Here is a 21,073-nt window from a genome sequence, read left to right on the forward strand (position 1 = left end):
CACGGAAGGATCATCCGTCCGGCGCATTGGGCTGCGTCCGCTATCCCGTTGAGCAAGCGAAAGCCCAGCGCACCGACTGCGAGGCCACAACGGAGGACGATGGTTCAGGCCGGATACACAACGAGGTAGCTAGGCGCATTTTCTTGACCGAGATCTCGCTCGGCGCATGGCCATTCGCGGCGAAAACATGCAAGATAGACTTCGAAGGGTGACCTTCTAGCTCCGCGGGCTAACTGTCGTTACCGGAGACGTTGTTCATAGCGAGGTAGCCTGTCCACTTGGCCATGTCGGCCACATGCTGGGGTTGTCGAGACCACCAGTACGTGAGCGCCAGAGGGCCAAGTGGACAGTCACAAGAATGCCCGGTTGGGCTTCGCAGGGCGAGTGTGTCTCGTCCAGCGCGTGCTCCAGGACGGGTGGAGTGGGGCCGAGACGGCCGCCGCCTTTCACATCAGCGAGCGGACGGTCTGGAAGTGGGTGGCGCGTTATCAGGCGGGCGAGCTGCCCGCGCTGCGTGATGCGTCGTCGCGACCACGGCACTCGCCGCGCCAGCTCACGCCGAGACTCGAGCGCCGGATCGTGGCGCTTCGCACGCAGCGGCTGACGGGCCCCCGCATCGCGGATCGGCTCGGCTTGCCCGTGTCGACCGTCGGCGATGTGCTCCGTCGACAGGGGCTCGGCTGCCTGCCCCCGCTGACGCCACCGCCGCCGATCATCCGCTACGAGCGCGAGCGGCCCGGCGAACTGCTCCACATCGACAGCAAGAAGCTCGGGCGTATCGAAGCGGGCACCGTAGGCCATCGTATCACCGGCAATCGCGCGGTCCGAGGCCGCCGCCAAGCGACGGGCTGGGAGTACTTGCATGTCGCCATCGATGATGCCTCGCGCGTCGCGTATGCGGCGCTCTTGCCCGATGAGACGGCCGCGAGTGCCGTCGCGTTTCTCGAGCAAGCGCTCCGCTTCTTACACCGCCTGGGGATCGTCGTGGAGGCGGTGATGACCGACAATGCCTTCTGCTACACCCAGCGCACGTATGCCACGACGCTCGCGCAGCATGGGCTCCGACATCTCCGCACACGCCCGTATACGCCGCGCACCAATGGCAAAGCGGAGCGCTTCATCCAGACCGCACTCCGCGAATGGGCCTACGTCAAACCGTACCGCTCGTCGGCGCATCGCGCTGGCGCCCTCCCACCCTTTCTGACAACGTACAACACCATTCGACCCCACACCGCGCATGGCCGCATGCCACCGGTCAGTCGCCTCACCCTATGAACAACCTGTCCGGTAACGACAGCTAACGCGCCAACCTCGCGTTAGCTCGATCTACCGAATTGGCGTTAGCTGTTCATCAGATATTGCGACTATGCCACTGACAAATTTTCAATTCAGCGCCAGCTATACATATCTCGATCAGGCACTCCGCGCGCGGTGGGATTCCTTTCGCGCGCTCGAGCGGGAAATGGACTCGTTCGTACCTCGGCCGGCCGATGACTACCAGCCCAAGCGCGACCTAGAGTTAGCGCGCCTGCGAGTTTTAAACCCCGATCACGATCCCGATCAGCTCGCGGCATTTGTAGACAAGCAGACAGAGTTTGCTTCTTCGCCGACATGGCAATTTCATGAGAGGTTTGACGCGCGACATATGGCAGAGTACGTCACCGTCACTGTCATCGCGCAAGCGCTCTCCGAAGCCTTGATCAATGCGGTGCTGGCTATCGGCCTAGCAAACGCCGGCTCAGCGGATCTATTTCCTCTGATCGAGCGAGCCGAGTTCAAGGACAAATGGCTGGCGGGGCCAAAGTCCTTCGCGCCGGGTTTCGAGTTCCCTAAAGGCTCGGCACTACACGAAACACTCGTCGCGCTGTCCAAGCAGCGGAACTCTCTTGCACATCACAAAGTTCAGCTCTCAGTTGACGCCGAACAGGTTCTCGCAGGATCGAAGTTTGAGCGGCTACAGCTAACGGAGGAACGCAGCTGGTTTCGTAGATACTTCAGCCTTCCGTACGACCTCGCTGAACTGGCACACAGGACCCTCCCGGACGTTCCGCTATTCGGCTTGCTGTCCGACAGGGCGCCGATTGAAAGAGCCCCGCAACATGACACCTAGCGAGCGTTGCTGCAGCCAGCGCATTTTGGAACGCGCGCTCCGCGCGCAAAATGTTTGATGCGCTGCAGCAGAACGCCATCGCGTTAGACGCACATGCTGAGGTCCTATGCTTGACTACGTTCGGTACTACAACTTGGAAGAGTACCTGCAGTCGGACGTCAATCGCCATTTCGCTGCCGACGGGTCGATCGGAGCATTCGATTTCTTTTCGATCATCATCTGGAAGGCGAATCGAGCAAAGACTCAGATTGCGCGGAAGCTTCAGAGGATGGATCGGGAGCAGCGCACCGATCTGGAGGCCATTGTGCGCGAACTTACGTCTGCGCTCTCCAAGGTGACAAGTGCGGAGGCGCGTCTTCGGATGCTGATGGAGGACTGGAAGTTCGCACTCCCGATGGCAAGCGCCATTCTCACCGTCCTATGGCCCGACGACTTCACCGTGTACGATGTCCGCGTTTGCGAGCAACTTAATGATTTCCACGGATTGGGATCGTTGACACGATTCGCATCCGTTTGGACGGCCTACGGGCAATACCGCGAAGCAGTGCAGGCCGCCGTGCCTGGCGATTTGTCCCTGCGTGACAAGGACCGCTTCCTTTGGGCCAAGTCTTCGGCCTGTCAACTCGAGCGCGACATAGTCCATGCATTCGTTCGCGATGGCGCCTAACCTCGCGTTAGACCTACCTACGAAAAGCCACTGATGCCTCTCTACGACAAGCCGGTCCGAATGCTATTCCGCGACATGATCGCTGATCTCGCAGCACGCGAAGATCAGGTGTTCGGCAGAGAGGCGGCTGTCGCTTGGTTCGCGCAGCGCTATCCACTCGTAAAGCAGGGAACCGTCTCAGCTCACCTTATTCGATTCTCGACCAATGCGCCAAGCCGGCTTCACTACAGCGCCCGAGCCGACGAGGATCTTTTGTTCCAGGTTGATGGGAGCAGGTTTCGGCGCTATTCGCCACTCCGCGATCCGGCGCCAATCCACACCCAGGCGGACATCGGCGTCCAAGAGCCCATCGAGGACTCCGGCGAGCTTGACGGTCCCAGCGAGTTCGCTTACGAGAGCGATTGAGCCAGGACTTCGACTCTATCAGGATCCTGAGGAGGGGATTACGGGGCCAGAGTTCCCCTGTCGGCGGTCGCTTTGTCGACATCCTCGCCGTTGATGCCGCCGCAAGATTGGTGGTGATCGAACCTAGGTTGGCAAAGGATACGACAGGGTGGTTGGACAACTTCTTTGCCACATGTCGTGGATCAGGCTTAAGCAGGCTGAACCTGGGACAGGAGGTGCGCGGAATAATCGCCGCAAGAGAAATCTCTGACGACCTAAAGCTCGCGTGTTCTGAACTATCTGGCGTATCCCTGTATGAATACGAACTGTCAGTGAGGCTTCGAAAGGTTAACATCTGAAGGCGCGATGTCTAACGATGCTTGTCTGCAGTCGGGCGACATGGTAGTCCGCTGCGCTCGCATTTTGTTTGACCGCCCGCTGCTGAAGCCGGCGTTGGACCTGATCAGGATCGTTCATGTGTGCCACCAAGGCGAAGTATTGGTCCGAAGCAGCGAGGACGCTCAGCGACTCTTCTAGTGAGGTCCCAGACGTGCCGCCAGCAGCATCTTGAAGGAGAAGGCTAGCCAGCCCCATTGGTTCTCGGAGTCAACTCCCCTATCTCTCCCCAGCAATGGCAACGCACATTGTTTCGTAGTGCCGCGCTCCCAGAGAAGGAGGGTGCTTGCAAAGGACGTCAGGTGTGAACAAATGAGAGGGGGCGGCGGGGGGGCACACCCCTCGTGAGTCAGGGGAATGAATCGCCCCGGGATTCGAGGAGACTGTTTTACTTGAGTACCAACTCGGCGAGTTCCGAGGTGGCCTGCTGTGCATGATAGTGCGCTTCAAATTCAGCGGGGGGCAAGTAGCCGAGCGGCTCCATCAGGCGCCGCGTGTTAAACCAGCTGACCCACTCCAAGGTTGCCCATTCGACGGCGTCGAAACTCTTCCACGGTCCGTCGCGATAGATGACTTCCGTCTTGAAGAGCCCAATGATCGTTTCGGCCAGGGCGTTGTCGTAGGAGTCGCCACGGCTGCCGACCGACGGCGCAATGCCGGCTTCCGCCAGCCGCTCGGTGTACCGAATGCAGAGATACTGCCCGCCGTGGTCGCTGTGATGTACTAGCGGCCCGTCGGTGTCGCGATCCGCCAGCGCTTGTTCGAGTGCATCGAGGGCCAGGTCACTGCGCATCGAGGTACTCGCGCGCCAGCCCACAATACGCCGCGCAAACACGTCAATCACAAACGCGACGTACACGAAGCCGCGCCACGTGGAGACGTACGTGAAGTCCGACACCCACAGCTGATTCGGGCGCGTCGCCGTGAAGTTGCGTTGCACCAGATCGCGCGGCGGTTCGCTGTGCACGTCCGGGATGGTCGTCTGCACGCGTCGCCCGCGCACGACACCGCGCTGCCCATCCGCCTGCATCAGGCGGGCCACCGTGCAGCGCGCGACGCTGTGGCGTTCGCGGCGCAGCTCCTTCCACACCTTCTTCGCGCCGTACACGCGCCGATTGGCGCGCCAGACGCGCGCAATCTCGGGGCGGAGTTCGGCATCGCGCTGCGCACGCGCCGGCACCCGCGACGGGTCCACCGCACGCGCTTTCTGCTCGTAGTACCAGGACGGAGCGGTCTGCAACTGCGTGCAGATCGGCTCGACTCCAAACTCTTCCCGATGCGCGTCGATGAAGGACACGATCACGGCCCGCGGCGGTCGAGCTCCGCCTGGGCAAAATACGCAGACGCCTTGCGGAGGATTTCATTCGCGCGGCGCAGTTCCTTGTTCTCGCGTTCGAGCGCCTTGACGCGCGCGTGTTCCTCGGTGGTCACCCCGGCGCGTCGGCCGGTGTCGACCGCTCGCCGCTTGATCCAGCTGCTGAGCGTCTGCGCCGAGCAGCCAATCTTGGCCGCGACGGACGTGATCGCCGCCCACTGCGAGGTATGCTCCTTCTCGTGCTCATACACCAGCCGCACTGCCCGCTCACGCACTTCTGAGGAAAACCGTGGTCGTTTCGCCATGACTCCAACCTCTCACACTTTGGAGTCTCCTGTCCGGGTCGATTCAGAATATCGAATGGGTACCCGCATACAACAGCGTGAAGAAGCGTCGCCCCACTGGGGTGAAGTTTGCAGAGCTGATGGCCGCGCCAAGGAAAGAGAAGCGAATGAAGTAGTGACGTCACACCCGTCGCCGATCCAGCGCTGGTTAGGTCGTGCTTTTAGATTCGGCTGCGCCTCCGTGGTGTGTCGGGCCCGCCGCGAGTAGAGCCACGCGGCCAAGTCCTCCGACTTGTAGCGCACCACGCCACCCATCTTGATATACGGCGGTCCGTTGCCGTTCAGTCGCCACTTGGCCATGGTCTGCTTTGAGATGCCAAGGGATTCCGCGGCTCGAGTCGTGTCCAACAGCCCCGGCTGAGCAGGAAGGCTCGTGTGCGAGACAGGTACGCGCTCCTCGGTCTGCTTGAGCGCAAGCACAAAGAGTGCGTCAAGGAACGAGTCGAGCGGCACGGTTCTCGCAGGCGTCTCGACGAGAACTCGCACCACCGACCGCGGTGCCGGGGGCTGTGGCTTTGAGTGTTAAAAGCTCATGGCGGATGCGAGTGGATATCGTGGCGTGGGGCGAACTGGCATCGCTTTGATGCAGATCGATTCTGAGCGGCGAAACGAGGCGTGCGGGTCGTGCCGTAAAGGCTGCAGATGCATTTGGCTGCCGCGCCAATGCTAACGGTCTACAAAGAATAGCAGCTCTTGGTTCGGATGACGCAGGCTCGCGTAAGGCCCAACCGTTCGCGACGACGCTCGCTCTTCCTTCCTGCACAGACCGAACGGCAGCAGTCCCCGACAGCGGGACCCTCGCCTGCCGACTTATGGATCCGGCACTCGTCCTGAACAGAACGTCCTCGGAGCCAACCCTGTCGAGGGACGAGGGAGTCGCGCGTGACCAATCCGCATTCGTCGACCCAAGGGTCTGGGAGCCGCGCAGTTGACGGCGCGGCGCTACGTTCGCGACCATGAGGACTTCCCCACGCCCGTTCCGCATTCGCCGCAAAACGCCAATGCCCTCCTGATGCTGATATGACAACACGCACCACCGTACCGAGCGATTCGCTTGCTCTTGTCGCAGGCCGCAACTTATTCGAGCGACACGTGATGCTGGTTATCGCAGCACCACCGCCGCGGTCGCAGAGTTGATAGACAATGCCATCCAAGCGGGGCGCACTCCATTCGCGTGTTTGTGCACGAGTCCTCCGGGCTCAGCGGGAGAGAGCTATCTCTAGCTGTACTTGATGACGCCAGGGATGGCCCCGGAGACACTTCGCCGCGCTTTGCAATTCGGTGGATCGAGCTGCTTTGATGATCGGTCCGCTCGGACGATTCGGAATGGGGACTTCCGAACTCGTCGGTCAGTCAAGCTCGCAGACTAGAGGTTGTCTCGTGGCAGCCACGCGCGACGACGTGGGGCTGCTATCTCGACGTTGACGAACTCGTAGGGAAGTCTGAGGACGGCATCCCTCCGTCCTACATCGCAGAGATCCCGCATTGGGCAGTCGACTATGCCGCGTCGCACGGGACTATCGTGATGTGGTCGAGGTGCGACCGCTTCGGTGTCAAGAAGGCGAGCACTCTGGCTGACAAGCTACGGATGGCTCTGGACGACTTTACCGGAAGGAAACTGTGGCAAGGATGCTGGATCGATGTGAACAACCAATCGGTATGCCCGAGTTGATCCTCTCTTTGTCCACCCTGGAGCGGCGAAGGAGGAGGGGTTCCGTACGGGGCCGCCTCTTCAGTACGCGATTGCGCTGCCGGGCTCAGACCGACAGACAAGCGTTACGGTCCGTTTCGTTGAGTTGCCTATCGACCAGTGGCACGGGCTTCCCGTGCAAGAGAAGAGCGCCGTCAGATTGTCGGTGGAGCGGGGGTCTCGATAATGCGCGCTGGCCGCGAAATCGATTTTGGATGGCATCTCATGGGATCGAAACGTAGGAGAATTATGATGACTGGTGGCGTTGCGAGGTGTCTTTCCAGCCAGACGCGGACGAACCGTTTGGCGTCACACACCAAGCGAAGGATAAGCCCGGAGTTCGCTATGCGCTCGATTCTGACCCCCGACTTTGAGTCGACTGCCAGGACGTTGAACTCGCGAGCGCGCAGGGCGTTTGAACTCGTCAAAAGTGGTCTTGAGGGGCAAGCGGCCAAAAAGGCATCGTCAAAGGATTCATTCCTTCCCTCAATAAGCCTTCCTGCAAGAGCGAGGATTTCATCAGATCACTTCGCGTATCGGGTGCGGCTCGGTCAATTGGGGACGAACGCGCTATTCTCAACTATGCGAAGGGGCAACGTCATCACCGTCTGTCTGAACAACGAACACCCGTTTGTCGAGCGTGTTTACGATGCCGCACTGCCGGGCAACGAGAGACAGAAGCGGGAGGCAATCGAGCGCCTGGTGATCGCGGCGGCGCGAGCGAGACTTTCATGCAGTACGCACGAGACGCGCACGGCCGTTGATCGATACATAGTCGATTGGAGTGATGCGTTGGCGGCGTTTTCTGAGCGGTGACCCCTTCTAGTGACAAAAGTACTATGACTCGCGGTGGCACGAACGACAGGTCCGAGAAGTCGGTTAAGCCGTCATTGCGTCTCGCGGGTGGCAGAGCCATGCGGGACGGTGAACCGAAGGCTCGCTTCCCGTTTGCACCAGCAGTGATGAGTAAGCGGCAGGTTGCAATACAGTTGCTGGCTGTAGTCGCAAAGCTTGCTCACTGTTCGGGAGAACAAGAGGCAATCGAGGAGATTAGATCATGGGCACTGGCGAAGGCTGACAGCTTAGGGCCCGAATCAGCGACTGCGGCGAAATGCTGCATCTCTCTGCTTGCTGATCTTGCGTCGCAGGGATGGGACATACGTGCGAATGACGGCGTATCGACGTCGCTGCGCCGGACGCAAGCGGATCGCCGGAGCAGCGGAAAGCCCAAGTGAGAGCAGGACACCACGTGGGGCGAGACGCGCAGTTAACGACGCCCTCCGTTCGGCGATTCATCACGGAGTTGGAGCGTCCCCGTCCATTCGGGGGCCTGGTACTCCATCTTCTCACTCATGCGAGACGGTCGTGAACTTTGCCGAACTCTTCGGACGCAGTCGCAGTCTCTACCAGAAGGCCAACGAGATGCCGCGATTGCTCGCTGTGTTGAACCGTACGTACAGCCAGTGCACACCGACGCTGTGTGCGAGATCACTGGTCTTCGTCTAATCGACATTTGGCGCTATTTTCGCCACACCTGGACCACGGCATATAAGAGCACGCCGGGGCGGAAGATGTACTTCCTGATTCGGGATAGAGCGGCACCATGCCATCCGGTCATCGGAATTGGAGCGCTCGGAAGCGGCATCGTGCAACTCGCCGCAAGGGACTCGTGGATTGGCTGGACTGGCGCTGCAATCCTGAAGCGCGTGACTGACGCTCCTAGTGCGAAATGGGCGCGTTGGCTCGATAGATCGCTCGAGGAGCTAATCGCTGGAAGAAGAACGGACGATATCCTGCGGCGTGCCAAGCTGACCGCGAGGGTGCTTTCGAAGCCGACGCCGGAGGCGCTTGAAAGGCTCAGTCGTCTGGCGACGACGGCTCGTGAGAAGCACCGCAAGACTCCTCAGCGCGGCCGCCACAAGGGCGCCTCGGGGAAAACGGTCTCGGATTGGGCTGCATTGTCGGAGACATACCTTTTCGAGGCGAAGCGAGCGGAGTCCCTCGTGGTGCTACTCTCCGCCAAGTTGTCGCTTCAAGCAGCGGGATTCGCCAAGCCGACGCTGGAAAACCTCATGCACGCCTTGAAGGACAAGGCGGCGCGCCGAGCTATCGAGGTTGTCATCCGACACGTAAAGGCCAGACATGTCGGAGTAGATATGATGGACATCACCGTCTGCGGTGCTGTCGCGTCTTACGGTGCGATTCTCGGCGGCAAGCTCGTCTCACTCCTGATGGCGAGTCCGACAGTAGTTAGTACGTACAACGAGCGATACGCCAACAGTGCAAGCATTATTGCATCAGCAATGGCAGGGACTGCCATACGACGTAGGCCTCATCTGGTTCTGCTGGGGACGACAAGCCTGTACGATGTCGCGCCGAGCCAGTATAACCGGCTGAAGGTGCCAAGCTCGGCGTTCGGCGGCACGGACTCTGATCTCGAATTCCTGCGCATTGGCGAAACAGAGGGATATGGATCCCACCACTTCTCACAGACGACGAACGAACTGTTTGAGCGCCTTACTGCACGTGGTCAGGATGGGAGGCGAGTCAATAGCATCTTCGGAGAGGGCGTTAGCCCGAAGTTCCGAAGAGTGCGCGGGGCGCTGGATGCGCTCGGATTGACATCCGACAGACTCCTCCAGCATGGCAGTGCGCGCGCGATCTACGCTGTCGCGCTGGCCACGAACTTTCGTGACGTCCTGATCGGTGTCTCAAAGCGAGCCAGATACATACTTCCCGACGACAATGTAGGGACGGAGGCTCTGGTGTCATATTGGAGGCGCCGATGGTTGGCCCAGCGGATTCTCCGCCCTGAAGTAGTCGAATCTATCAGGCAGCATTGTCTTGCCTTCCCAGTCGTGCACGGAGCTCGTGTGCGACTCCCGGAACTCAGTACGGATGGGCCCCTCTTCGATGCCAGCTAGCGTGTTCCTTGCGGAACAGCCGCGGCCGAACACATTTGTTCAGCCTAGAGTCCTCGGAGCGCCATACCGAGGCTTCAGGGTCGGGATTGGTAGGACGCCGACGGGATTGTGAGTGGTAACTGCGATGCTCCAGTGTCTCGAACAATGGCTCGGATCGAGTGACAGAAGAGGCGACCAACGGAACGATTGCAAAGGTTCTCACCCTAGGCGAGTGGCATGATCGCCTAGGCGATCACTTTGCTGCTCTAACGGCCCAGCGAGCAGCGGGCGGCTGGCCAGTCTTCGCACTGGAGCACGGCCTCGCTGAGGATGAGGTCGTGGCTCTGGAAGCCGCGGTCCGTCGCGAACTTGATAGCCGCAGTCCTAGCCTGCGTAGCTTCCTCCCAGGGGTCATCTACGCCGCCGAGTTCGGCTATCGATATAGTGGCCGGGAATACTGGCAGAGCTTCGCAGAAGCCACGCCCAAGTGGGATGATAGGTGGCGCAACTTCATCCGCGAGGCGTTCGAACGATTCGCCCGTACCTTTGGCGGAGCTGAGCCGGACGGAGCGTGGGCCGGGAACTTCACAATCATTTGCTGGCCGATCACGCACGGCGTGCTGCCAAGAGATCTTCAGAATCAGCTCGCGAAGATCTTGTATGACGCACGGTTCAGCCTGCGTCCGCACTTGTTCGAAACCGCCCAAGCGCTCGGAGCACATCTACGAGCGCGAAGCGCTGGGGCCAGTTCGCGCTTCGTGGAGTTCGCGGAAAACGAACTACTGCTCGGTCAGATCGCCGGTGCGCTTTTAGTTGAAGAGCCGGAAACGGAATTACTAAGCACTGCCACTCTCCATCGCATTGTGACCGATATCAATCGGCAGCGCGCCTCCGCTGAGTGGCTAAGTGAGGCACGACGTGCGACCAAGGCCTTCAGTCTTCGCGGGCTTTCGTCGCGAAAGGACGCTAGCAACGCCGGTCGTCGCGGCGCCGCAGTGGCCATTGCGAGAGCGTGGTCGAATGACAGTGAGGTCGGCCAGTCGCGTCTATTGCTGCGACCGCGAAGTGTTGGGGAATGGGATGCGATAGTGGAAATCCCGGATCTTGCACCGCTTGCTCGCCAACTGCCCCATCATCGCCATGCGCTCGAGAACTCCCGGGCACGAATCGTCCGTGCCCGGGACAGGGTAGTTGCCAGGGGGCGACTCGTTGGCGCTGGCCCGCAGCAGGTGGTTCTGCAGCAATGGCCGAGTCCAAACGAACCTTTGCTCGAACTTGAGGGTGGTTCGCCGGAATTACGGATGCTTCTGCAGTCTTCGTTCCGCAGTCCGGCGGGCTCAAGGCACCTCTTTCGTGTGGCGGCAGACGGCATTGCCTATGCCAAGAGCGCAAAGACCGTCCTGCCCGGCGAGACCTACGTTCTGACGATCCCTGAGCCTGTCAGCCATCCAGCTGGCGGCATTCAGAGCGTGCGTCTGACATGTGAAGGGGGATATGCACTTCAGTTCACGGTGCCAATCGTAGTAGACGAAGTTTGGCAGGCGTTGCTCGAAATTCTGAAACTGCGTGCGGTTCAAACGCTTGAGGTGTGGCCCGTCGGCCTTTGGCCCGTTGAGTGGGATGGGATGGGCGAAGCAACGTGGCTTGAGCGTGATGAGGTGATGATAGGAATTCGTAGCGACCAGTCAATTGATCGAATCCGAGTCGCTATTGGGGAAGGCAACGTGGTCAATCTCGACTTCGAGACCGCGGAGATGCCAAGTAGGATCGTAAGCCTAGGCCGGCTTCCTGTAGGTACTTACGACCTGACCTTGCATACCGAGAGCAGCGAGAGTGCGTTGCAGCCGTCCGGCAGCATGCGAGTTCATGTGCGGTCAGAGCGCTTGTCCCTAGTCGCGCGTACGGAGCGCCAAGCGGTGGCCTTGTCCACTTACCCGGCATCGCCTGCTCTCGAGGACCTATGGGAAGGAAAGGTGCAACTGCAACTCAGAGGGCCGATCGGGCGGCGTTCACGGTGCAAAGTCACTTTCCTTTCCGGCAGGCCACAAAGAGAGGTGTTCAGCAAGACACTGCCCGACATGCTCCTGCCAGTAGAGCCAAGTGACTGGGAGGCGGCCTTCAAGGGCTACGTCCGTGCAGACCGGAAGGCGGAGGAACTGATCGACGTTGCATCGAAGATCACGATCAACTTCGATGCTGGCGTCCTCGGCGCGGCGAGCTTGGAAGCAGAACGCGAGTTCAACCCGATTCGGTGGGCAACAAGCAAGCTCGAGGGACGACCTGCTCTAAAGCTGATAGACGATGCGGGTGCCAGCGACGTGCGAGTTGATTTTCGCCCAGTCGGACACCCCGTGCAGCGAACGCAGATCAGCTATGACGTAGCGGTAGCGGGCGTCTCACTCAGGCAGCCAGGAGGCTTACTGGTCGCGTCAGACGGGACGAGACGGGCTGCTGCGGTGTTCGTTCCTGGCGGTGTCGTTCAAAGTTTCGAAGCACTTCAGGTCCATCCAGTCTTGGGCAATCCTCCATACGACGAGACGGACTTGTTGTTGCAAGCAAGCGAATGGCAGGATTCGCGAGAGAAAGGAAGTCTGATGGCCGCCTCCCACAGACAGTCCGTGCTAAAGCTGCTGTTGGCGGAAATCGCCGGCGCAATCGGAGGAGCCACGTGGCGGCGCGGCGAGCGGGCATGGAAAGACAACGAGACAGCACAGGGAATGGCGCAGCTGATGAAAGCGCTAACCGACCACCCGGACGAGCGAATCATTGGCGACATGATCGTGCAGGCCGCCGAGTCGTGGGTGGCGGCTAGTCCGATTGATCGCATCACCGAACTCGCGGATACGCTTAGAAGTATGCGCACTGTTATAGGGTGGGCAGCATACCTCCTGCGGAGCCAGTTGCCCGCCTCGCAGTGGGCGCCCATCCGCTGTACCCGCGTCAGATAACTGATTTCGCCCTTCGGGTGGCAAGCAGCCCTGTCGCCGTGCGCGCGAAGTACAGCGACGACGAAATTCGACGTAATCTGGGCGAGTTGCGCGGCAAAGCGATTGCGCTGCGTTCGGCCCGCCTTGCGACAATCGCGGTGCACGTGGCGTCTCGTCAAGATGCCGAAGGTGGCGCGATCTACGCGGGGTGGAACTGGTGACTGAAATCCTCTTCGAGGTTCTGAGTCAAAAGGAGGCTGTGCTCCGTGTGCTTGCGGCCCTCGGTGTATCAGATCCGTGTACCTGCATCGATGAAGTCGCAGTCCTATCCGCGCTCTTGCGGCGTGCGGCGTCGTTGAGTTGCCCGTGTCCGCCTGCCACGCTAACGCGACGGGTCCGGATGGGTCTCCGCGGGCTGGTAGCCGAGGAGGAAGACGTCGAAGACCTGATAGGTGGATTAGTTGACGCATTGACGGGATACGGCGACCTGATCGAAGCTCCCGGCAGGGACGACGCGCGACTGCACCTCTATCTGGCTCCGCCAAGCTTCGTCCGAACGTCTAAGCAGCGCTGCCTGCTTCTAGGCATAGCCCCAGATGGTGCCGATTTTGTTCCTGCCGGGATCGCGGCGCGCATCGCACGTCAGGGGCACGCCTGCATTCTCGAGGAGAGGGCTGGAGAAGACCTGCCAGCTATGCTGAGGGGCTCGGCCTTCTAGAGATCAAGGACGACATTTGGTTTAAGCGACCGGTCGGGGAGACAGCTGTCCAACTCATACAGCGTCATGATGGGAAGCTGTCACAGGGCACTGTCATTGGCCAAATCGATGATCTAGAAGTTATCGATCCAGCGAAGCCGGTGCATTTCTATCGCGGCCGGTGGGTGAAACCCGGAAAACTGTCAGGGAAGTTCGTCGGGCGCAGACCGCAAGCATACGGCGCGCCGCTGTGGTGCTACGTGGAACTCAGCGATGGAAGACCTGTGCACCTGCTGGATCTGCACACGAGCGAATGGCGTGGATGCGACCAAGCATGGCTGTTGCAGATGGCACTTGACGCAAACGCCGGTCATCCTCAGCAGTTTGGTGCTGAGCTGGCCGACTCCGGTGCCGTGGTCCTGCGGTTCTTCGGGCCAGTGCCCTCATGGTGGCAGCGGCGATGGGATGTAGTGGCGACTCGAGTCGACGCGAAGGCTTGTCTCTTCGCTTACGAAATGTCGTATGACCAGTATGAAGCAGAATTGGGCAGACTTGTGTTGGAACTCTGGCTTTTTGAAAGAACCTAAAGGTGCAAGGAGCGCGCGAGTGTCCTCAACAGTAGCCGAGACGATTGCGAAACTTCACGAAGCGTTGCGCTCTTACATCGAGGCGACCTACCACATTAGCCATCCGCGACTCGTGCAGTTGCGACGCGATCTGCTTGACCTTAAGGCGACGATCTCGCAGGAGCCGTTTTTTGAGAGTACGCCGCGATATGTGAAAGCCGCGCGATATCGCGACATCGCGGGATTGGACCGCGAGATTGTGGAGTTGTTAGAGTCGGTATCCGCAGACGGCGCGAAGCCGAAGCTCGTCTATGACCCGCCCTATTCGCATCAGGCGCAGGCCCTAAAGAGTGCTCTTGCGCTTGGACGAAGCATGGTTGTGATGACAGGCACCGGCTCTGGGAAGACCGAGTCGTTCTTGTTGCCAATCCTGGGCAAGTTGGCGCGGGAAGCGGCCCGCCCTGGGAGCGCATTTGGGGGCACGCCGACAGTGAGAGCGCTAGTGCTCTATCCCATGAATGCGCTCGTGAACGATCAGTTGGCGCGCATTCGAACGCTATTTGGCGATGCGCGTATTGCTGGGTTCTTCAAGGCGAATGCAGGTCGCCCGGCGAGGTTCGCGCGCTATACCAGTCGCACGCTTTATCCGGGCGTACGAACTGACAAGAAGGACCAGACACGGCTGAAGCCGATCGGAGACTACTACGTAAGCAAATTGAGCGATCCAACCGCGAAGGATCTGGTGGCCGCGCTGAAGGAGAAGGGAAAGTGGCCGGCGAAGCCGGATCTGGAGCGATGGTATGGCAGGCACGGCACGCGGTGGCGGAATGCGACGGGCGCATTTCAAAGAGCGGTGATGCTCGCCGACGATCCAGAGCTGTTCACGCGCCACGAGGTGCATGCAGCGCCCCCAGACGTACTGGTCACCAACTACAGCATGCTCGGAGTACATGCTGATGCGCCCGTTGGAGCGCCCGGTGTTTGATGCAACCAACACATGGCTTTCGAAGAACCCGACGGAGACCTTCCTGTTGGTACTCGACGAAGCGCACCTGTATCGCGGTGCTGCGGGTACCGAGGTCGCGCTGCTTATTCGGCGGCTGCGTGAGCGCCTTGGGATACCTGCCGACCGATTGCAGGTGATCTGCACCTCCGCAAGCTTTTCCAATCCAGGCGCCGCTGCGATCTTCGGCGCTGGACTGGTAGGGAAGACGGCCACTGACTTCGATGTCATTCAGGGAACGCTTGCCAACCGTCAGTCGGCTGCGGCCGGTGGCGTGAGCGACGCGACGCAACTCACGGCGATTGACATAGCGGCTCTCTATGGAGCGACGACAGACACGTCGCGGCGTATGATCCTCCAACCGTTCTTGGAATGGCGAGGTGTCGTAGCTACCGCGTCGCTCGAGCAGGATCTCCATACGGCGCTCGATCAATACGCGCCACTCGGGGCGCTCGTGAACGCAACGATGACTGAGGCATGGGGTCTAGAGCGACTCTCTATGTACCTCTTCCCCAGCGTCGGCCCGGATACGGCAGCAAAGGCCGCGACAGCGCTGATGGCGCTTGGCAGCATGGCAAGAGCAACGCCGAAGGAACCGGGTCTGCTCCCATGCCGGGTACATGCCTTCTTCCGAGGGTTGCCAGGTCTTTGGGTGTGCGTGGATCCGGAGTGCACCGACTTGGACGAGAAGTTGCGCTCCGGTCCGACAGGCAAGATGTATGCTCAGCCACAAGAGAGATGTGGTTGCGGAGCGCGAGTGTTCGAGTTGTACACATGCCGCCAGTGCGGTGCGGCGTACGCGCGGGCGTACACGAATGACGTCGAGCAGCCGAGCTATCTCTGGGCCGAGCCAGGCCAAGGATTTCAGGCAGAGGACGGCCGACGTTTGGAACTCCAGCCACTGGACCTGCTTCTCCAACCCCACCGCGAGGACGTTGAGAAGGCGGATCTCGATCTGGTGACCGGACGCCTGAACCCCGCGCACTTGGGTCCGCGAATGCGTACGGTGTGTCTTCGCAAAGAGCGGACGAAACTGGCCAAAGTCGCCGATGGAGAAAAGACCAACGATTCTGAGCCGCATGTATCCGGCGAGTTCCGCCCCTGTGGCGTCTGCGGTGATGACGCCGATTACGGGCGCTCGTCCGTTCAGGATCATCAGACGAAGGGTGATCAACCGTTCCAGGCCCTCGTTGCCCGGCAGATCCAGGTGCAGCCTCCTGGTCAGCAGGCCGCAACGCCGCGGGCTCCGCACAGGGTCGCAAGGTGCTGATCTTCAGCGATTCGCGGCAGACCGCAGCGCGTCTCGCACCGCGAATCCAGGAATACTCGAACAAGGACGTGCTGCGTCCATTGCTCGTCGCTGGATACCAGGCTCTCGGGGCGTTCACCGGATTGCGCAAGCAACTGTCGCTTGAGGATGCCTACCTGGCGGTTTTACTGGCTGCAGGCCAGTTGGGCGTGCGCTTGAGGCCCACGCTCTTGCAGATGGAGTTGTTCCACCAATCGAAGGTGGACAAGGTGCTTGCGGAGGGGAACTCTGACTACTGATCTGCAGGCGCTCGAACTACTCACGGAGATGCGCACTCTGTCGCCCCAGGTCGCGCTCTTGCGGGGAATCCGTGATGTCATCTGCGACAAGTATATCGGTCTTCACCCCCTAGCCCTCGCCTCGGTGCGCGAGCGTGGTGCGCATACAGCCTCTCTGCAGGCTCTCCCTACCATTATCGGTGTTGCCGAAACTGACGACGACAAACTGCGGGTTGCGCGGGCGTGGATCAGCCTCTGGCTGCGGAAGGGCCTCTGGCTTAGCCGGATGCCAACTGACTGGATTGGAAGCAAGAAGCTTCAGCTTGCCTCGGGCAAGTTCGACGCCTTTGCTCGATGGCTACCCACACCTGCTAGTCGAACCGCGTTCGAGAAACTGTGGTTGCCCCCACTTCTGAGCCTGTTCGCGCAGCCAATGGGAGGCCCCGCCAAACAGATGGTGAAGGGTTCGGAACTGTGCCTGGAACTGGTTGGGGACTGGCAATACTGTCGCCTATGCCGGGCGGTTCAGCGCACTGCGCCGACCTCACTTTGCAGGTGCCTGAGTTGTGGTTCTGACGAGATAGGTACGATCGATCCAAATGGCGATGCGGTATTCGCCGCACGCAAAGGGTTCTATCGGCAAACGACAGTTGAAGCCATTGCCATTCCCCCGATTGCGCCGCTGGCCCTAATCGCTGCGGAACACACCGCCCAACTAGGGGCAGCCCAAGAGGGCGACATCTACTCGAAGGCCGAGGAGCACGAGTTGCTGTTCCAGGACGTTGATCTCGGTCCCGATGATAAGGGGCAGGAGAGACCGGCGATTGACGTCTTATCCTGCACGACAACGATGGAGGTGGGCATCGATATTGGAGCGCTGTCAGGCGTCGCGTTGCGCAACATGCCTCCTGCGCGCGCCAACTACCAACAGCGTGCGGGCCGCGCAGGCCGCCGCGGTAACGCTATTGCTACGGTCATCGCACTGGCGGGCGCCGATAGCCATGATGCGCACTTCTATTCGGCGCCTGAGAAAATGGTGCGGGGCGCCGTTCTTGATCCGGTGCTCGTGCTTAGCAACGACGACATTGCGCGACGGCATATCACGGCATACCTGCTGCAGCGCTACTTGGGTGAACGCTTGCCCGCGATACGGCCTGAGGATCAGCCTCACCTATTTGAGGTGCTCGGTACCGTGCAGGGCTTCCTTGATGAGAAGGCCGTCCTGAATCGCAAAGACTTTGGCAACTGGCTGGAAACGAACGAACGGCAACTGCAGGCAGACGTAGACGGCTGGCTACCAGCAGAGCTTGATGGCGTTGTCAGAGCCGAAATCATCATCTCTTTGGTGACGAACACGCTGGAGTCGATCGATTACGCACTCACCACCGACCGCTCGCAAGAAGAGGGAACCGTCGATGACTGAAGCTGACAGCGCTGATGATACGAACGTCGTTCCCGACCTCCCCGCGGAAACTGGGGAGGAGCACGGCGTCGATGAGAATCAAGAATATCTGCTCAACCGACTGTTGTATCGCGGAGTGCTGCCACGCTATGCGTTCCCGACTGATGTCGCGAGCTTTTACGTGTTCGACGTAGCGAAATCAACTGATTTCCGCTACGCCTATCAGTTTGCGCCGTCGCAAGCATTGTCCGTCGCTTTGTCACAGTATGCACCGGCAAAGGAAGTATGGATTGCGAATAAGTTGTTTCGCTCAGGTGCCATCTTCTCGCCGGGGCGACGCGAGCGCTTCGAAGCGTGGAACGAGAAGCGCTTTTACTACGAGTGTAGCAACTGCCGATTCGCTTGCACTAAAGAGCGCGAAGACGGCAGGAAGGGGGAGAGCATCGATTGCCCCGCTTGTGGAAAACCGGGCACGCTGGGCAAGGCAAGGTATTGGTTCCGGCCCCCGGGGTTCGCGCACCCCGTGGACGTCGCGGAGGACGAGTCTGCCGACGAGTTGCAGGAACTCAGCTACGCCACCCGCGCGAAGTTGGATGCGCCGTCTCCGAAGCCCGGTGAGGGGACATGGCAGCGAGTGGGGCCGCGAGTGCGGGGGCACTACTTGCGCAAGCACTTACTTGTGACGAACGCTGGCCCACGGCAAGACGGTTATACCTACTGTGCCCGGTGCGGACGAATCGAGCCAACTAGTCCGCCGACAACCAAGCTCTCCAAGCCACACCCGAAACCGTACCCCGATTCAAAGCAGCCACTATGTCCTGGCAATGCTGCAGCCATTGGGGTGTGTCTTGGCACCGATTTTATCACGGACATCTTGCTTGTGAACATGCGAGTGGATGCTCCTGTGCGCCTCACACCAGGCGTTCTGGCCACGGAGATCGCGATGAGGACTGTCTGTGAGGCAATCGCTAAAGCGACCTGCATTGAGTTGGAACTGGAAGACGGGGAGGTGCAGTCGGACTTCCGATCAGCGCTCTCTGAGGGTGGACAGAGCGGTGTCGAAGTGGAGGTCTATCTATACGACACGCTCCCTGGCGGCGCGGGATTCGCACGCCGTGCCGGTGACCAGTTAGCTAAGGTGCTTGAGAGGGCCAGCGAAGTGCTTGGGGCGTGTACGTGTGATGCCTCCTGTTACAACTGCTTGCGGAGCTTCAAGAACAAGATGGAGCATGATCGCCTTGATCGGCACGTTGGCCGCGACCTTCTTGAGTATCTGCTGAATGGCACCTTGCCAACTCTCGGTGCAAGGAGAGAGAGCACGGTGGTGCGAGTTCTGGCGGAGGATGTGGCGCCAAGCCGGGTCGGCGATAACAGCCGTGGTCGATTCTGACGTGGAGGTGCCCGGCTTGGGTGCCGTGCGAGTTCCGTTGTGGGTGCAGGGGTCGTCTGGGCAACAAGTTGCCGTCTGTCTTACGCATTCCTTGACGCCGTTCACGCCCGCGGATGCAAGACTCGTAGAAATGGGGGAACTCACGCCGACGCCAGTGCTGGCAGTCAGCGAGCTAACTGTGAGGCGCAACCTGCCTAGTGCGACGCAAGAAGTACTGAGCGCCAGTGGGGTGGTGTAGCGTGGGGATCTCAGCAGACTTGAGGACCTCTGGCGCGTTGCGATGCCCACCGAGTGGCCGGCCGCGCCGATGCCGATGAGCTTCTCAACGATGACTGCAATCGAAGCGTGCCCGCTGCGGTGGGCTCTAAGCAAGGCGCGCTATGCGGGGACGTGGAGTGCGAGCGGATATCCTGACCGAGTTTATCTAGGCACGCTGGTGGGTCAGGGCGTGCACGGAGTACTCGAGCGCGTCGTTGCGCTGATTGCCCAAATGGGTGGCGCTGTTGGAGATCCGTCAGTAACGGTGCAAGCTCTGCGGCGGTTGGGAGGTATCAGTGCGTTGCTCGAGAAGCAACTTGAACGGATCGCGGAGCGGGCATCCCTCAACCCGCGCGTCGCGGCGTCAGGAAGGAACGTCCGCGAGGAACTTCAGCAGCGACGCCCCGCCATGCGAATGGACGTGCAACTCTTGCTGAGCAGACTGCGTGGAAACACCGGTCGTACTGGGCATAAGGACTCAGAGCCATATGCAGTCGGAACTCAGTCTGCCACGACCACCCGATCCGTTGCGTCGGGAGCAAATGTCGAGGTTCCGCTCAGAGGACGTGGTGACCATTGGAAAGGAGTCGCAGATCTGATAGTCGTCGATGAAGGTGGCGTCGAGATCTTGGACTACAAGACAGGCGCGCGTAAGCCGGCGCACGCACTGCAGGTGCAGCTATACTCACGGCTCTTTGAAGAAGATGAGGGTGCGAATCCCAGAAGATATGCCGTGCGGGCGTTGCGACTTATCTACCGTGACGGCGAGGTAGCGGTCCCGGTGCCGAGCGGGGAAGAGCGGACGGCACTTGCCGCGGAATTGGATAGACGTGCCATGGGGGCGCAGGAGCAGGTGACCTCCGCGCCGCCATCTGCGAGGCCGAGTGCAGAAAGTTGCGTCTTCTGTAATGTGAAGCAACTCTGCAGTGCGTACTGGACGTCAGCCGTTATTGGGGAGGTCGCCGCGTTCGGGGCAGGCGCGCTGGTGGATGTGGAACTGAGAGTGCATGAGCGGCGCGCAGAGGCGTTGTGGAGCGCGACAGTGCTGCAGGCAGCTGATCGCGTACCCGGTGCCAAGGTGTTCGTGCGTTGTGGGCAAGAGCACAGTCATCTATCCAATCAACTGGCCCACGCATCGCGTGTACGGATTCTCGGAGCTTCGTGGCTCGAGCCAGGCGATGATGCTGAACCCGCGATGTTGGGACTGACGCGTGTCAGCGAGGTCTTCATCGTCGAGTAATAGGGATAGAGTTACCAGGATGTAGTGGACAGGGCTAACATCTTTGACCATTGCGGAGGGAGAGCAGATGTCCACGAAGCCGAAGGTCAGCGTCTGCGCGGCGGCCAGCTTCTGCTGGGCCGTGCTGCCGACCCGATCTGCGCTCAGCCAGGCGTCGGCGGATCATCTTCATCCCGAAGGCGAATGTCGGCGCACGAGAACAACCGATCACGGCACGCCTTGCGACATTTCTCCGCGATTGGATGGACGCCACG

14 protein-coding genes, 2 pseudogenes and 1 other annotated feature are annotated in these 21,073 nt (G+C 60.3%); of the genes and pseudogenes, 14 read left to right on the forward strand and 2 right to left on the reverse strand.

All coding sequences use genetic code 11. The features are described from left to right. The first annotated feature begins 342 nt into the window (after nucleotides 1-342). From IPP90_12530 to IPP90_12545, 4 genes and pseudogenes are all read left to right on the forward strand, one after another. Nucleotides 343-1,275, forward strand: coding sequence for an IS481 family transposase (locus IPP90_12530; protein MBL0171536.1), 933 nt, complete (start codon nucleotides 343-345; stop codon nucleotides 1,273-1,275). Nucleotides 1,276-1,366: 91 nt separating this feature from the next. After that, nucleotides 1,367-2,110: a hypothetical protein gene (locus IPP90_12535; protein MBL0171537.1), complete on the forward strand. Its 744-nt coding sequence runs from the start codon at nucleotides 1,367-1,369 to the stop codon at nucleotides 2,108-2,110. Between the two features lie 106 nt (nucleotides 2,111-2,216). Then, a complete protein-coding gene (locus IPP90_12540) occupies nucleotides 2,217-2,777 on the forward strand; it encodes a hypothetical protein (GenBank protein MBL0171538.1) in 561 nt (186 codons plus the stop codon). A 33-nt stretch (nucleotides 2,778-2,810) separates the two neighbouring features. Further along, nucleotides 2,811-3,520, forward strand: a pseudogene (locus IPP90_12545) (DUF91 domain-containing protein). 425 nt (nucleotides 3,521-3,945) lie between these two features. Here the strand turns inward: IPP90_12545 and IPP90_12550 are convergent. Both IPP90_12550 and IPP90_12555 read right to left on the reverse strand, forming a co-directional pair. Continuing rightward, a protein-coding gene (locus IPP90_12550) for an IS3 family transposase (GenBank protein MBL0171539.1) occupies nucleotides 3,946-5,177 on the reverse strand; the annotation gives its coding sequence in 2 pieces (ribosomal slippage) (nucleotides 3,946-4,895 and nucleotides 4,895-5,177; 1,233 coding nt in all). Then, nucleotides 4,783-4,899: a sequence feature (AL1L pseudoknot), on the reverse strand. Its footprint overlaps the gene before it by 117 nt. A 216-nt stretch (nucleotides 5,178-5,393) precedes the next feature. Then, nucleotides 5,394-5,636, reverse strand: a pseudogene (locus IPP90_12555) (helix-turn-helix domain-containing protein). 1,852 nt (nucleotides 5,637-7,488) lie between these two features. On the opposite strand from IPP90_12555, the gene IPP90_12560 reads away from it, so the two are divergent. From IPP90_12560 to IPP90_12605, 10 genes are all read left to right on the forward strand, one after another. Continuing rightward, nucleotides 7,489-7,722 (forward strand): hypothetical protein, encoded by a 234-nt coding sequence (locus IPP90_12560; protein ID MBL0171540.1) that lies wholly within the window; start codon nucleotides 7,489-7,491, stop codon nucleotides 7,720-7,722. 647 nt (nucleotides 7,723-8,369) lie between these two features. Continuing rightward, a complete protein-coding gene (locus IPP90_12565; GenBank protein MBL0171541.1) occupies nucleotides 8,370-9,830 on the forward strand; it encodes a DUF4338 domain-containing protein in 1,461 nt (486 codons plus the stop codon). A gap of 158 nt (nucleotides 9,831-9,988) precedes the next feature. Continuing rightward, nucleotides 9,989-12,757, forward strand: a complete 2,769-nt coding sequence (locus IPP90_12570) for a hypothetical protein (protein MBL0171542.1) — start codon at nucleotides 9,989-9,991, stop codon at nucleotides 12,755-12,757. Between the two features lie 837 nt (nucleotides 12,758-13,594). Then, the gene (locus IPP90_12575) at nucleotides 13,595-14,020 is read left to right on the forward strand and encodes a hypothetical protein (protein ID MBL0171543.1); all 426 of its coding nucleotides are present in this window, start codon (nucleotides 13,595-13,597) and stop codon (nucleotides 14,018-14,020) included. Nucleotides 14,021-14,039: 19 nt separating this feature from the next. Further along, nucleotides 14,040-14,984 carry a DEAD/DEAH box helicase gene (locus IPP90_12580; protein ID MBL0171544.1) on the forward strand — a complete coding sequence of 315 codons (945 nt, stop codon included), beginning with the start codon at nucleotides 14,040-14,042 and terminating at the stop codon, nucleotides 14,982-14,984. Continuing rightward, a complete protein-coding gene (locus tag IPP90_12585; GenBank protein MBL0171545.1) occupies nucleotides 14,950-16,272 on the forward strand; it encodes a hypothetical protein in 1,323 nt (440 codons plus the stop codon). The genes IPP90_12580 and IPP90_12585 overlap by 35 nt, the downstream gene beginning before the upstream one ends. Continuing rightward, entirely contained in the window at nucleotides 16,266-16,550 is a 285-nt protein-coding gene (locus tag IPP90_12590) for a hypothetical protein (GenBank protein MBL0171546.1), read from the forward strand. The genes IPP90_12585 and IPP90_12590 overlap by 7 nt, the downstream gene beginning before the upstream one ends. 28 nt (nucleotides 16,551-16,578) lie before the next feature. After that, a complete protein-coding gene (locus tag IPP90_12595) occupies nucleotides 16,579-17,952 on the forward strand; it encodes a hypothetical protein (protein ID MBL0171547.1) in 1,374 nt (457 codons plus the stop codon). Then, on the forward strand, nucleotides 17,945-19,321 hold the full coding sequence (locus tag IPP90_12600; GenBank protein MBL0171548.1) for a DUF1998 domain-containing protein: 1,377 nt from the start codon (nucleotides 17,945-17,947) through the stop codon (nucleotides 19,319-19,321). The genes IPP90_12595 and IPP90_12600 overlap by 8 nt, the downstream gene beginning before the upstream one ends. A 280-nt stretch (nucleotides 19,322-19,601) precedes the next feature. Then, nucleotides 19,602-20,819, forward strand: a complete 1,218-nt coding sequence (locus tag IPP90_12605; protein MBL0171549.1) for a PD-(D/E)XK nuclease family protein — start codon at nucleotides 19,602-19,604, stop codon at nucleotides 20,817-20,819. Nucleotides 20,820-21,073: the final 254 nt, after the last annotated feature.

The organism is Gemmatimonadaceae bacterium, from assembly GCA_016720905.1.
Lineage (GTDB): Bacteria > Gemmatimonadota > Gemmatimonadetes > Gemmatimonadales > Gemmatimonadaceae > Gemmatimonas.

Bases quoted from the DNA above. Each gene is read 5' to 3' on its own strand.
- IPP90_12535 (MBL0171537.1), top strand. From the start codon at position 1,367: ATGCCACTGACAAATTTTCAATTCAGCGCCAGCTATACATATCTCGAT.
- IPP90_12540 (MBL0171538.1), top strand. From the start codon at position 2,217: ATGCTTGACTACGTTCGGTACTACAACTTGGAAGAGTACCTGCAGTCG.
- IPP90_12560 (MBL0171540.1), top strand. From the start codon at position 7,489: ATGCGAAGGGGCAACGTCATCACCGTCTGTCTGAACAACGAACACCCG.
- IPP90_12585 (MBL0171545.1), top strand. From the start codon at position 14,950: ATGCTGATGCGCCCGTTGGAGCGCCCGGTGTTTGATGCAACCAACACA.
- IPP90_12595 (MBL0171547.1), top strand. From the start codon at position 16,579: ATGCGCACTCTGTCGCCCCAGGTCGCGCTCTTGCGGGGAATCCGTGAT.
- IPP90_12600 (MBL0171548.1), top strand. From the start codon at position 17,945: ATGACTGAAGCTGACAGCGCTGATGATACGAACGTCGTTCCCGACCTC.
- IPP90_12605 (MBL0171549.1), top strand. From the start codon at position 19,602: ATGCCCACCGAGTGGCCGGCCGCGCCGATGCCGATGAGCTTCTCAACG.